This is a genomic window from Streptomyces flavovariabilis, from assembly GCF_000725785.1.
Classification (GTDB): domain Bacteria; phylum Actinomycetota; class Actinomycetes; order Streptomycetales; family Streptomycetaceae; genus Streptomyces; species Streptomyces hawaiiensis.
The window spans coordinates 232,327-245,970 of the sequence record NZ_JNXD01000004.1; the positions used below are offsets into that span (position 1 = coordinate 232,327).

The window sequence follows — 13,644 nt, forward strand, 5'->3', positions numbered from 1 at the left end:
TCAAAACTCCCAGGGTCCTGCCGTGCCCTCTCCAATTCAGCACACTCCGTGAAAAGGGACGCACCATGGCAGCAGACCGGCGCATCGTCATCGAGAACTGCGCGATCGCGACCGTCGACGGACACGACACCGAGTACGCCTCCGGGTACGTCGTCCTCGCCGGCAACCGCATCGAGTCGCTCGGCGCGGGCAGGGCCCCCGAGGGCCTGGAGAACGTCGTACGCCGAATCGACGCCACCGGCCACCTCGTGACCCCCGGCCTGATCAACACCCACCACCACTTCTACCAGTGGATCACCCGGGGCCTTGCCACCGACCACAACCTGTTCAACTGGCTCGTCGCGCTGTACCCGACCTGGGCGCGCATCGACGAGCCGATGGTGCGCGCGGCGGCCCAGGGCTCGCTCGCCATGATGGCCCGCGGCGGCGTGACCACCGCCATGGACCACCACTACGTCTTCCCGCGGGGCTCCGGCGACCTCTCCGGCGCGATCATCGGCGCCGCCCGCGACATGGGCGTCCGCTTCACCCTCGCCCGCGGTTCCATGGACCGCAGCGAGAAGGACGGCGGCCTGCCCCCGGACTTCGCCGTGGAGACCCTCGACGGTGCGCTGGCCGCCACCGAGGAGACCGTGCGGCAGCACCACGACTCCTCCTTCGACGCCATGACCCAGGTCGCCGTCGCGCCCTGCTCACCCTTCTCCGTCTCCACCGAACTGCTCCGCGACGGCGCCCAGCTGGCCCGCCGCCTCGGCGTCCGGCTCCACACCCACGGCTCGGAGACCGTGGAGGAGGAGAAGTTCTGCCACGAGCTGTTCGGCATGGGCCCCACCGACTACTTCGAGTCCACCGGCTGGCTCGGCGAGGACGTGTGGATGGCGCACTGCGTCCACATGAACGACTCCGACATCGCCGCCTTCGCCCGGTCCAGGACCGGCGTCGCCCACTGCCCCTCCTCCAACGCCCGCCTCGCGGCCGGGATCGCCCGCGTCCCCGACATGCTCGCGGCCGGCGTCCCCGTCGGCCTCGGCGTCGACGGCACCGCCTCCAACGAGTCCGGCGAACTCCACACCGAGCTGCGCAACGCCCTCCTCATCAACCGCCTCGGCGCCCACCGGGAGGCCGCCCTGAACGCCCGTCAGGCCCTGCGCCTCGGCACGTACGGCGGCGCCCAGGTCCTCGGTCGGGCCGCGGAGACCGGCTCCCTGGAGCCGGGCAAGCTCGCCGACCTCGTGCTGTGGAAGCTGGACACGCTCGCCCACGCCTCCATCGCCGACCCGGTGACCGCCCTGGTCTTCGGCGCGGCGGCACCGGTCACCGCCTCCTTCGTGGACGGCCGGCAGATCGTCGAGGACGGGCGGCTGCTCACGGCCGACGAGGACGCCATCGCCCGCGCCACGCGGGACGAGGCCCAGCGGCTGGCGAGGATCGCCGCCCAGGCCTGAACACCCGGATGACTCCGGCCGGGAGGGACGGCTCCCGGCCGGTGGCCGTGGACCCGAGCGGGGACCGCGGCGCCGTCTCCGGGGCGCTCGCGTCCACGCGTGCGCCCCGGAACGGCACGACCCGTCCGCCGCATGTCCGGTCCCGCACGACCACCCGCACCACCTCCCTGACACCCACGGCCGCCATCGACGCGGCCGTGTAACCGACCGGAGGGAAGCCGCCGTGGCCGACCACCCCGTTGACGAAAAACTCCCCGCGCTCAAGATGGCGACGACCGGCCTCCAGCACGTGGCCGCCATGTACGCGGGCGTCGTCGCCCCACCCCTGATCGTCGGCGCGGCCATCGGCCTCTCCGCCACCGACCTGACCTTCCTCACCGGCGCCTGCCTGTTCACCGCGGGCCTCGCCACCTTCCTGCAGACCCTCGGCATCTGGAAGATCGGCGCCCGGCTGCCGTTCGTCAACGGCGTCACCTTCGCCGGCGTCGCCCCGATGACCGCGATCGTCGCCTCCACCGAGGACAAGTCCGACGCCCTGCCGATCATCTTCGGCGCGGTCATCGTCGCCGGACTGCTGGGCTTCCTGGCGGCCCCCGTCTTCTGCAAGGCGATCCGCTTCTTCCCGCCCGTGGTGACGGGCACGGTCATCACCCTGATCGGCATATCGCTGCTCCCGGTCGCCTTCGGCTGGGCGCAGGGCCCGAACCCCCAGGCGCCCGACTACGGTTCGGCGACCAACCTGGGGCTCGCCGCCGTCACCCTGCTGATCGTGCTGCTCCTGCGCCGCTTCACCACGGGCTTCGTCAAGCAGATCGCCGTGCTGCTCGGCCTGGTGATCGGCACGCTGATCGCGATCCCGTTCGGCGCCACGGACTTCGCTCCCGTCGCGGACGCGGCCGTCATCGGCTTCCCCACCCCGTTCCACTTCGGCGCCCCGCAGTTCCAGCTCGCCGCGATCATCTCGATGTGCGTGGTGATGGTGGTGTCGATGACCGAATCGACCGCCGACATGCTGGCGTTGGGCGAGATCGTCGACCGCCCGGCCGACGAGCGGACCATCGCGGCCGGCCTGCGCGCCGACACCCTCGGCTCCGCGGTCAGCCCCCTCTTCAACGGCTTCATGTGCAGCGCCTTCGCGCAGAACATCGGCCTGGTCGCCATGACGAAGATCCGCAGCCGGTACGTCGTCGCCGCGGGCGGCGGCTTCCTGGTGCTGATGGGTCTGTGCCCGATGGCGGCCTCGCTGATCGCCGTCGTACCGCGCCCGGTGCTCGGCGGGGCGGGCGTGGTCCTGTTCGGCTCGGTCGCCGCCAGCGGCATCCAGACCCTGGTCCGGGCGGCCCTGGACAAGGACAACAACGTCCTGATCGTGGCCGTCTCGCTGGCCGTCGGCATCATCCCCATCACGGCGCCGCAGTTCTACCACGCGTTCCCGGAGACGGCCCGGATCGTCCTGGACTCCGGCATCTCCACGGGCTGTGTGGCGGCCGTGCTGCTCAACCTGGTCTTCAACCACCTGGGCCGGGGCAACCCCGACGCCCACGACGTGACCCACCCGATGGAGGCGGGCGAGGAGCTCACGGGCGCGCCCAAGGCACCGGCCGCGTCCTGAGCCCCCGGGACTCCGCTCAGGCCCCGGCCCCCGGTCAACGACGGTTGACCGGGGGCCGGGGCGCAGTGTCACACCGTGAGCTTCACGGCCTCCAGCCAGACGTCGTTGTCCAGGGTGCCGCCGAAGGTGAAATCGGGGCGGGGCTTGCTGCACACCCGCCCGCCCCAGTCGCGCCCACGCAGACGGACGGTGTTGCAGATCTCGCCGCTGCCGACGTTCATGGCGAAGCCCAGCATGTTCGGGGCGTTCCGCTTCGCGCTGCCGATGGTGAAGTTCTCGCCGTCGCCGGTGACGGCCGTCCAGCTCGGCTGCCACTTGCCGCGGCCGTCCACCGGCTTCGCCACGTGCCGGAAGGCGTTGGCGGCCGACCCGCCGACGCCGTGCACCGCGATGTTGAGGGCCTTGATCGGCCGGTTCTGCCCCGAGCTGCCGGCGATCGTGCCGTCACACACCGGCTTCTGCCAGCCCTGCCCGGAGACGTACGCGCGGTAGCAGATGTGCCGTCCGGAGGGGTCGCTCGCGGCGAGCCGCTTCACGGCACTGGCGGCGGTGTCCTGCGGGGGCTTCGCGGTGACGGTGGTGGTGGCCGCGGGAGGTCTGGCCGTGACGGTGACGGTGACCCGGCCCGCGCCCTTCCCCCCCGAAGCGCCCGACGGTTTCGGCTTCTTCTTGCTCCCGTCCTTGCCCTTGTCCGAGGCCGACGGAGAGGCGGACGCCGAGGCCGACGGGGGCGGGATCGGGAGCGAGGACGGCCTCAGGGCCGGTGAGGTCCCGGCCGAGGGCGAGCCGCCCGCACGCGCGGCGGTCTCCTCCCGGTTCCCGCCGTCGCCGGACCCGCCGCTGCCCAGGATCACCAGCGGTACGACGACCAGGGCGGCCACACCGAGTGCCACCGGCCCGATCACCAGGGGCCTGCCGAGCAGTCCGGGGCCCTCGAACTCGTCGTCCGACTGGCGCGAGCCGGGCCTGCGGGCGGGCGCGGGCGGCGGCACGGGGCGTGCGGCCGGTGTCCCCTCCGGCTCGGGCAGCGCGTACGCCGCCTCGTCGACGTCGACGGGGCCGCCCCCGGGGCCCGCGGCGGGCGCGGGAGCCGTGCCGTCGGCCTCCGCTTCGGCGCCTTCCCCGGCGAGGGACGGTTCCGGAGTCTCGCGCCGCTGTTCCCGCAGCGAACTGGAGCCGTCCGGGAAGACCTCGACGTGCGCCACGTACCCCGCGGCGGGGTCGGAGATCGCCGCCGTGACGGCGGTGCCTTGGTCGCTCGCCCGGGCGTGCAGCAGGTCGAGGATCGCGGCGTCGACCGTCGCCCCCTCCGCCACCGGCACCGGTTCACCGTCGACGGCGGCAGATCCGTCACCGGAGATGACCACCGTGACGTGCGGGGACTGCTCGAACTGCCCCTCGTGCGCGACGGCTTCGCCTCCGGTGACCGGCTCGTCCGCTTCCTCGTGTCCCGGGCTCATCGGCGTTCCTCTCTGACGTGCCCCGGCCGATCGTGCGGCCGGGGCGGTATCGGCGTTGCCCGCGTACCGCAACGGACCCCGGCCGCGAAGGGTTCAACGCGCGGGTGACAAGGGGATGGCAGGCACGTCAGCGGTGACTGTGACGGAACGCCACGTTCCACTGAAGTGCCGCGCCGGGGCGGGTGCGCACTAGAGTCCGAACGTGGACTACGTGAATACCCTCCGTTTCGCTCTGCTGGGGCCGGTCCGCGCGTGGCGCGGGGAACGGGAACTGGACCTCGGCTCGCCGCAGCAGAGGGTGGTGCTGGCGGCACTGCTCTTACGCCGCGGGCGCCCCCTGCCGCTCGGTGAACTCATCGACGCCGTCTGGGGGGAGGAGCCGCCCGCTGCTGCCGTGTCCGTCCTGCGGACCTACGTGTCGCGCCTGCGCAAGGTGCTGGAGCCCGACCGCGGCCCGGCGCAGCAGCCCCGGGTGCTCGTCTCCGTCGGGGACGGTTACCTGCTGCGCGTGCCGGACGACGGCCTCGACCTCGCCGTGTTCCAGCGCCGGGTCGCGGAGGCGAAGAAGGCGCGCGCCGCGGGCGACGTCCCCGGCGCCGCGGACCTGCTGCGCGCCGCGCTCGACGGCTGGCGCGGCGCCGCCCTGACCGGACTCCCCGGCCCGCTGGCCGAGACGGTGTGCTCCTGGCTGGACGAGGAGTGGCTGACCGCGCTGGAGGCGCGGCTGGACGCCGACCTCGCCCTCGGACGCCACCACGAGGTGATCGCCGAACTGCTCCCGCTCACCGCCGGTCACCCCCTGCGGGAGGAGCTGTGCCGGCTGCTCATGCTCGCCCTCTACCGGTCGGGACGGCAGGCCGAGGCACTGGCCGCGTACCGCGGCACACGCGACGCCCTGGTGGCGGAACTGGGCGTCGAGCCCGGGGTGTCGCTCCAGGAGCTGCACGACCGCATCCTGGCCGCCGACCCGGCCCTCATGCCGCACCCGGCGAGGAGTCCGGCTCCGGCGGCGCCCGAGGGTGCCCGGCCGTCCGTACCGGCCGCAGCCACCGGCGCCACGGCGCCGGACAGCGCTGACCGGCCCGGCCCGGCCGACCCGCACGAGCCCCGGTTCCAGCCGGCCCGCCCCGCACAACTGCCCGCGGACCTGTCCACGTTCGCCGGACGCAGCAGCGAACTCGCCCGCATCGGAGACTTGTTGCCCCCGGACGGCAGCCCTCCGTCGGCCGTGGTGATCAGCGCGATCGGCGGCATGGGCGGCATCGGCAAGTCGACTCTGGCCGTGCACTGGGCCCACCGGATCGCCGACCGCTTCCCCGGCGGTCAGCTCTACATCAATCTGCGCGGCTTCGACCCGACCGGCTCCGCGGTGACCCCCGACGAAGCCGTGCGCAGCTTTCTCGACGCGCTCGGCGTCCCGCCGATGCGCATACCCGCCGGTCTCGACGCGCAGGTCGCGCTGTACCGCAGCCTGCTCGCGCGCCGCAGGGTGCTGGTCCTGCTCGACAACGCCCGCGACGCCGAACAGGTGCGTCCGCTGCTGCCCGGCTCCCCGGGCTGTCTGGTCATCGTCACCAGCCGCAACCGGCTCGCCGGCCTGGTCGCCGGCGAGGGGGCGCACCCCCTGACGCTGGACCAGCTGACCCGGGCCGAGGCGCACGACCTGCTGGCCCTGCGCCTGGGCACCGACCGGCTGGCCGCGGAGCCGCAGGCCGCGGACGAGATCATCACGCGGTGCGGCCGCCTGCCGCTGGCCCTCGCCATCGTCGCCGCGCACGCCCGCGCCCACCCCGGCTTCCCGCTCAGCGCCATCGCCGACGAGGTGAACGACAGCCACGGCAGCCTGGACGCCTTCGCCGGCGGCGACGACATCACCACCGACGTACGGGCCGTCTTCTCCTGGTCCTACAAGGCGGTGTCCGCCCCGGCCGCGCGCCTGTTCCGGCTGCTGGGCCTGCACGCGGGACCGGACATCTCCGCGCCCGCGGCGGCCGCTCTCGCCGGTCTTCCCCCGCGTGAGGCGCGCGGGCCCCTCGCCGAACTGACCCGTGCCCACCTGCTCACCGAGCATTTCCCGGGGCGCTACACCCTGCACGACCTGCTGCGCGTGTACGCCGCCGAACGCGTCCGCGTCGAGGAGACCCGGCAGGAACGGGACCTCGCCCTGGGGCGGTTGCTGACCTGGTACCTGCACACCGCCGACGCGGCCTACCCGCACATCACCCCCAACCGCCGCCGCATCCCGCTGGAGCCGCGGCCGCAGGACTGCCGGCCGCTGGAGTTCACGACGCACGAACGGGCCCTGGACTGGTGCGAGACCGAACGGTCCAACCTGATCGTCGCGGTGCACCAGGCCGCCCAGGCCGGGCAGACGCGCATCGCGTGGCGCCTGCCCGCCGTCCTGTGGGGGTTCTTCTACCTCCGCAGCCACGTGCACGACTGGCTGGACACCGCGCGGACGGGCCTGGCCGCCGCCCGTGACGCCGGGGACCGGGAGGGGGAGGCCCAGGGCCTGTGCGACACGGCCGCCGCGCTGCGCAACGGGGGCCGGTTCGAAGAGGCCGTCGAGCACCTCCGGCAGGCGCTGGTGCTGAGCCGGGAACTCGGGGACAGGGCGACCTGGACCTCGGTGATCGCCAATCTCGGCGACGCCTACCTGCACGCCGGCCGGCTCCGCGAGGCCGTCGAGTACGCCCGCCGCGGACTGGTCCTCGACCGCATCGTGGGCAACGTCTGGGGCGAGGGCATCGCCCTGTGCAATTTGGGCGACGCCTATCAGCGGATGGGGCGCTACGACGAGGCCCTCGACTGCCTGCAGCAGGCGCTGGTCGTCCTGCGGGCGGGCGGCAACCGCTGGGTCGAGGGCGTCACCCTCGACATCCTCGGCACGATTCACCACCGGCTCGGCCGCCACGGCGAGTCCGTCGACCACTACCGCCGGGCGCTCGCGACGCACCGGGACATCGGCAACCGCTGGGGCGAGGGCCACACCCTGGGCCACCTCGGGGACGTCCACCTCGACGGCGGAGAGACCGAGGCGGCCCGCGAGAGCTGGCGGCACGCCCTCGCGATCTTCGCGGAGTTCGGCCATCCGGACGCCGAGCAGGTCCGTGAGCGGCTCGACCGCCTGCCGGACGGTCCGGCCGGCGCGCGTACCCGGGAGGCCGCGCCGAGACGGACCGCCTGACATGGCTCTCCTTCGTTCGTGGGGCCCGCCGGCGATGCGCCGGCGGGCACCCGCACAACGCGTGCGGGGGTGAGGGCGGTTCAACGCCCGCGAGCCGCCCTCACCGGGCCGGCGGCGCCTCAGCGCGCCTCTCGGTAGAGCCGCCCGCTCGCGTTGGGCACCGCCCCGTCGTAGAGACCCGTCGGACTGGTCTCCTTCGACAGCGCGAACCACGCGTACCGCTCGACGAAGTCCAGCCCGTTCAGCATCTCGGTGGAGGACCGGACGAAGTCGGTCTGCTCCTGCTCGCTCGGGTAGCGCGGAGCGCCCCGGGAGAAGTCGGTCAGGGCGTACTCCGTGAGCCAGACCGGCTTCTTGTAGCGGTCGTGGACGGCCTGCAGATAGCCGCGCAGCTGGTCGGTGGCGCCGGGGCCGAAGTCGGCGCCGTACCAGTGCAGCGGGATGAAGTCGACCCGCAGGCCGCGCTGTTCGGCCCCGCTCATGAACCGGTCGAGCCAGCCGCCCGCCACGTCCGCGCCGGAGGCGACCGCGGGTGCGCCCAGCCGCAGGCCGGTGGACTCCAGCCGGGGCCACAGGTCGAGGGCCTGTTCCGGGGACATGTCGGCCTGGCCCGGATGGTCCGGCTCGTTGAAGCCCAGGAGTGCTTTGCCCTCGCGGGCGGCCTGCCCCAGTTCGGCGTCGGTGACCGAGCCCGGACCCCAGATCATCGGGACGAACTCGGCGCCCGCGGTGCCCGTGACGCCGTCGGCCGATGAGGCCCAGTTGTAGTACCAGGAGGATCCCGAGTCGGCCAGGGCCTCCGAGGCGCCCGCCACGGGGTTCAGGGCGACGCCCTTGCCGGCGGCCTCCGGGGCGCCGCCGCTGCCGGGCTGCCCGGTGACGGCGGGGCCGGGGCCGGGTGCGGCGGCGCCGTCGCCGCTGCCGTGGAAGGTGACGGTCAGGCCCGTGCACGCGCGGCACTGGTACACGACCCGGTTGCCCTGCTCGGTGTCGTGCTTGGACCAGCTGTACGCGGTCGGGCACTTCGCGGCCAGCGCGTCACTGTAGGGCGTCTTCGCGTCCCGGTTCGGGTTGACGCACACCAGTGGACGGCCGGTGGCCTGGTCCTCGACCAGGTTGTCCGCCGGGCAGGCGGCGAGCAGATCCGTGGCACACCCGGCCGGCGCGCACTCGCCCGACTCGGGCGGCGTCACGCCGTCCGGCGTGATGGTGATCGGCGCGGCCACGGCGTTGACGTAGCTGACGTTGTACCAGGGCGCCTGGCCGTCCTTCGGGTCGAAATTGAACTCCGCCAGTCCGGTGGGCTGTTCACCGGTCGAGCACCGGTCGGCGTAGGGGCCGCAGTCACCGACGGCGCAGTGGAACGTGCTCCCCTCCTCGCCGGTGCAGCCCTCGCGGGCGAAGAACTTGCCGCGCCAGTGCCCGGCGCCGGACTGCTCGGGGATCGTGACGGTGCCCGACTGGCCCGGGTCCAGCGTGGGCAGCCCGGTGAGCGCGGCCGACCCGTCGGCGTTGACCGTGCTGCCGATCCAGATGCGGTGGTCCGTCGTGTTGCGGAAGGTGACGGTGTGCTCGGCAGAGCCGGCACCGGCGGCCGGTGTGCCCGCGATGCTCACACCGTCCGGGCGCTGGTTCTGGATCAGCAGCGCGGTGCCGGTGACACCGGCCACGACCAGGAGCAGCGCGAGCAGGAACGAGATGCGGCTGCGGAGGGGAGGTCTACGCATGGACCGCGCCTCCCGCGGGGGCGACGTACGTCATGTCCGTCCTCTCTTCTGGGGAGTGGTGGTGGGGGTGGTGGGCCTGTGGACGGGCGCCGGGCGGTGGGGACCCGTCGGCGCATCGGGGGTGCCCGGGGCCGTGGAGGTGAGAAAGGGCTGGAGGGTGTCGAGGGAACTGCGTACGGCCGCGTGGCCCTCGCCGCTGAGCAGGGACGGCGGGGATGCGGCGGGCGTCTGGGGCGACACCGGGGCCACCGGGCTCGGGGGCGCGCTCGTGAGGGCGTCCACCACCGGCCCGGTGGTGTCCGGGGCCCGCCCGGTCCCCTGAGCGGCTCGCTCGGCCGCGAGGAAGGCGTGGCCGTCGAAGGCGTCGGTGGAGCGAGGAACGGTGGTGGGGCTGTTGCCCAGTTGCTCCCGCCGGGCTTCGGCGGCGGCCCGGAAGGCCTCGCCGTCGAGGGCCTCGGTGGGGCTGGGGGAGGCGGTGGCGCCGGTGCCGAGCCGTTCCCACTGCGCCCGCTGGGCCGCCCGGAAGGCCTGGCCGTCGGCCATCTCGTCCTGCCCGGGGGCCCTCGGACCCGCTCCGGTTCCGCCCGGGGCCGGTGCGGTGCCCGGCTGCTCAGGGGCGGCCGCCCGCTCCCAGCGTGCGCGCAGCGCCGCGAACTGCCGTGCGTCGGCTGCCATGATCCGGTCCCGGGCGGCGTCCAGCGCCTCGGCGGCGCTGCGGGTGCCCGCCTGGGTCTCCGTCTGCGTACTGCTGTCGGTGGTGGCGTTCATGCGCGTGACCGGCGCGGTCCGCGACAGATCGTCCCGAGCCGACGCGGGCTCCCGCGGGCCCGCGCCCGGGGACGTCTCCCGCAGCGCCTCCCGCAGGTGCGCGTCGGTCGCGTACCGGGCGACCGTCGGCATGCTCTCCGGGGACCGCTCGAAGGCCTTCCTCCACCTGTCGTCGGTTCTGAGCAGGTGGAGCACCGCGTCCTCGAACGCCTCGTGCCGAAGGGGCGACAGCCGGCCGATCCGCTGCTCCAGGCGCACCACGTCCGGATGCGCCGACGGCCCGGCGGCCGCCGGGGACGGCCCGTCCACGGAGGTCCGGGCGGGCATCTGAGCCGGGGCCGGCTGCCAGGACCCGGCCGAGTCCGCGTCCGGGCCGCCGACACCGGCCTGGTCCCGGCCGAGGAGCCGGTCGACGAGCCTGCGCAGGCGCTCCGTCAGACGCCTCCAGGCGCCCGGCGTGTCCGCCGTGTCGCGTCCGGCGCCGAGGCGCCCGTCCCGCAGGCGGTACTCGGTCCTGATCAGGTCACGCGCCAGTGCGGCTTCGGGACGCTCCTCGGCCGGGCGGTTCCGGTTCCGGTCCGGGGAGGCCGCGTTGTCATCCGCCACGGTGGCCCTCTCTCAGCTGGGAAGGTGCGGACACGAGGCGACAACGGGCGTGCCGGGGTCAACGGTTCAACCCCGGCACGCCCGCGCCGGTACCGCGGTGCGGTGTCCCTCAGCGGCGGCCGACCGGCTTCTTGCCCTGGGCCTTCTGGGACAGCTGCGCCTCCGCCGGCTGCTGCCTGCTGACGCGTCCGCTGGAGGTGCCGGCCGGGCTGAAGTTCCCGGCCGGGGTGTTGTTGGCCGGCGCCGACAGGGACGAGTTGGAGGACGGCGGCGCCGGTGCGGGGGTGAACCCGGGCGGATACTGCCCGGGCTGGTTACCGAGCGTCGGGTTGCGGTGCATCCCGTACATCTCGTAGCCGGGGTCGGCCGCCACCCGTCCCGGGTCGGTGTGGGCGTGGTGCACGACGTCGGTCATCGTGGCGGCTCCGGCCACCCAGGAACCCGCTCCGCCGACCCTCGCGGTGGCCGCGGCTTCCTGGTCGGCAACGGCGGCGTACGTGTTCAGCGCCGTGGACGCAAGCCTGCCGAGGCTCGCGCTGACCTGGACCGGGTCCACGTGGCCGCCCGCGAGGCTCTGCTTGGCCTGGTCGTAGAGCTCGTAGCCGGCCACCCCGGCCTGCGCGGCTATGCCGACGCCGCTCACGATCGTTTTGGCCCGGCCGGTCGTGAACCCCGCGGCGCCCTGGATGATCGTCGGCGTGACGTCGACCAGTGCCTTCACGATGCGGGACTTGTTCTCCGAGACCCAGGCGGCGGCGCTCTTGCTCCATCGCGCGACCTGCTGGCCCTTCGGCTGGGCCGTGTTGACCGCGTAGAACTGCCGGGCGGTCTGGTCGTACACGCCGGTCCCCGCGTTGGCGAACAGCGGGGGCGCGTCGTCCGGGACCGGCGCGCTGGAGGCCCGGGCCTGCGCCCGCCTTCCGTCGTCGGAGACCCTGACGGACGAGTAGGAACTGGCGTTGCTGTTGGCGCTGTCGTCCGAGTGTTGGGATCCTGCCATGTCACCCTTCCTTCCGGGAGGTGAGCGCTCCGTACGAAGCTCCGCACGGAGCCTGTGACGGTGCCGGGTCCGGCACCGCCGACCGGATGGCTGTACCGATCGGGAACCACAACGCGGCGGCGGGGGTGGACGGTTCATCCCCTTCCGCCCGCACGTGCCGTTCGCCGGGGCGCCCGCCCGGCGGCCCGCTCACGACCACGGGGACGGCGGCGGGGGAGGGGGCGGCGGTCCGAAGGGGTCCATCGTCTCGACGGTGGGTTTCTCCTTGGGGCGGTGCATGCCGGGCTTGCAGCCCGCGAACGGGCCCTGCGGGTCCCGCAGCGTGTCCATGACCGACGACAGGTGGTCGCGGTGCCAGACGGCCGGTCCGGTCATGTCGGAGCCGGGCCCGGTGAGATCGCCCCAGGCGAGCCATAGGCCGTGCAACCGGGCGACCGCCTCGGGGTGTTCCCACCAGACGGGGCACCAGGGGGACTGTGAGGTGACCTCCCTGCCGTAGACCGGCAGCAGCACGTGGTGCGTCCACAGGGTCAGCTGGCGCAGCGTCTGCGCGTACGCCGGCCCGTCCAGGTAGAGGATGAAGCGCGGCGGCGTGGGTGGCTCCCCACCGGGTGCCGGGGCGGACGCGTCGGCCGGGGCGGCCTGGGGCGGCGCGGCCCCGGAGACCGAGGGGGGCGTCGACTGGCTGGTGGACATGGCGCTCTCCTGCTCGTGCGTGGCGTGGGGTGGCGGCTGGAGGACCGGTGCTCCGGGCGGCGTCGTGTGCCCGGTGGAGGCGTGTCCGTGAGGTCAGGCGTCGGGTCGGACCACCCCGAGGATCTCCATCGACCCGGCCGGCGCCTCCGTCACGTGACGCCCCGGGCGAGGGGCGTGGATCATCCGGCCGTCGCCGATGTAGAGGGAGACGTGACTGGCGTCGGCGTTGTAGATGATCAGGTCACCGGGGCGCATCTTCGTCACCGGGACGCGGTGCAGCAGGCGCCACTGCTCCTGCGAGGTGCGCGGGATGACCACGCCCGCCGCCAGCCAGGCCTGCGAGGTGAGACCGGAGCAGTCGTAGGAGTCGGGGCCCTCGGCGCCCCAGACGTACGGCTTGCCGAGTTCCCCGGTCGCGAAGGCGACGGCCTCGCGGCCCGCGGTACTGCCCTCGGTGCCCGCGCTGTCGAGGACGCCCGACCGCACCCACTCCGCCTGGGCCTCGTCGGCCGTCCTGCGTTCGAGCGCGGCCAGTTCACGGCGCTGCTTCTGCTCCAGCCGCGACTCGACGCGCCGCGCCGCGCCGATCCGGGTCCGGATCGTCCTGCGGTGGGAGTCCAGGGAACCGCGGTTGCGGCGCAGCCGCTTCAGCTCGTCGGCCGCTTCGTCGCCGCGGGTGCGCAGCTCCTCCTCCGCCAGGGAAAGGGCCTTGATCCTCCGATTCGTGGCCAGCTGCGCCTGACGGGCCAACGACGCGTTGTCCAGGGCGCGTTCGGGATCACCGGCGAGGGCGAACTGCACCTCGGCGGGGACGGCGCCCCCGCGGTACTGGGAGCGGGCCGCAGCCCCGGCCAGTCCGGTCAGGCGCCTCAGCTTCCGTTCGGCAGAGGTCACTTGGGTCCGGAGCGTGCCGAGGCGCTTCTCCTGCCGGGTGACCTTGCCGTCCAGGGCGTTGTACTTCTCCGTGGCGACCTCGGCCTGGTGGTAGAGGCGGTCGAGTTCGGCGCGTACCTCGGGGAGGGACTGCGGTTCGGCACCGGCGGGCTGGTGGAGCGTCGCCGTCAGGGCCAGGGCCAGCGTGACGACGGCCGCCGTCCGGCGGCCGTGCGCGCCCGGGATCTGTCTCATGCGGTTCGTGGCTCC

General features: G+C 73.9%; 10 protein-coding genes. 4 read left to right on the forward strand and 6 right to left on the reverse strand.

Annotated elements, in window-relative coordinates:
- The first annotated feature begins 65 nt into the window (after positions 1 to 65).
- The 3 genes from IO24_RS0110240 to IO24_RS0110250 are packed head-to-tail and all read left to right on the forward strand — an operon-like array spanning position 66 to position 3,057.
- Complete coding sequence (locus IO24_RS0110240) at positions 66 to 1,445, forward strand: 8-oxoguanine deaminase (protein ID WP_031134198.1); 1,380 nt, start codon at positions 66 to 68, stop codon at positions 1,443 to 1,445.
- A gap of 8 nt (positions 1,446 to 1,453) precedes the next feature.
- Positions 1,454 to 1,648: a hypothetical protein gene (locus IO24_RS45590; protein WP_031134200.1), complete on the forward strand. Its 195-nt coding sequence runs from the start codon at positions 1,454 to 1,456 to the stop codon at positions 1,646 to 1,648.
- Between the two features lie 20 nt (positions 1,649 to 1,668).
- A complete protein-coding gene (locus IO24_RS0110250) occupies positions 1,669 to 3,057 on the forward strand; it encodes a nucleobase:cation symporter-2 family protein (protein ID WP_031134202.1) in 1,389 nt (462 codons plus the stop codon).
- Positions 3,058 to 3,125: 68 nt separating this feature from the next.
- Here IO24_RS0110250 and IO24_RS41975 read toward each other — a convergent pair whose 3' ends face one another.
- Complete coding sequence (locus IO24_RS41975; protein WP_051905872.1) at positions 3,126 to 4,517, reverse strand: hypothetical protein; 1,392 nt, start codon at positions 4,515 to 4,517, stop codon at positions 3,126 to 3,128.
- Between the two features lie 202 nt (positions 4,518 to 4,719).
- Here IO24_RS41975 and IO24_RS0110260 point away from each other — a divergent pair, with 202 nt between their 5' ends.
- Positions 4,720 to 7,704: an AfsR/SARP family transcriptional regulator gene (locus IO24_RS0110260; protein WP_338055574.1), complete on the forward strand. Its 2,985-nt coding sequence runs from the start codon at positions 4,720 to 4,722 to the stop codon at positions 7,702 to 7,704.
- Between the two features lie 119 nt (positions 7,705 to 7,823).
- On the opposite strand, the gene IO24_RS40510 is transcribed toward IO24_RS0110260, so the two are convergent.
- The 5 genes from IO24_RS40510 to IO24_RS0110285 all read right to left on the reverse strand — a co-directional run bounded on the left by IO24_RS40510 (position 7,824) and on the right by IO24_RS0110285 (position 13,629).
- On the reverse strand, positions 7,824 to 9,431 hold the full coding sequence (locus tag IO24_RS40510; RefSeq protein WP_037667680.1) for a glycosyl hydrolase: 1,608 nt from the start codon (positions 9,429 to 9,431) through the stop codon (positions 7,824 to 7,826).
- Positions 9,432 to 9,461: 30 nt separating this feature from the next.
- Entirely contained in the window at positions 9,462 to 10,805 is a 1,344-nt protein-coding gene (locus IO24_RS0110270) for a serine/threonine-protein kinase (protein ID WP_031134208.1), read from the reverse strand.
- Between the two features lie 109 nt (positions 10,806 to 10,914).
- Entirely contained in the window at positions 10,915 to 11,805 is an 891-nt protein-coding gene (locus tag IO24_RS0110275; RefSeq protein WP_031134210.1) for a hypothetical protein, read from the reverse strand.
- Between the two features lie 189 nt (positions 11,806 to 11,994).
- A complete protein-coding gene (locus tag IO24_RS0110280; RefSeq protein WP_078899299.1) occupies positions 11,995 to 12,501 on the reverse strand; it encodes a DUF4913 domain-containing protein in 507 nt (168 codons plus the stop codon).
- Positions 12,502 to 12,594: 93 nt separating this feature from the next.
- A complete protein-coding gene (locus IO24_RS0110285) occupies positions 12,595 to 13,629 on the reverse strand; it encodes a C40 family peptidase (protein ID WP_031134214.1) in 1,035 nt (344 codons plus the stop codon).
- Between the last annotated feature and the right edge of the window lie 15 nt (positions 13,630 to 13,644).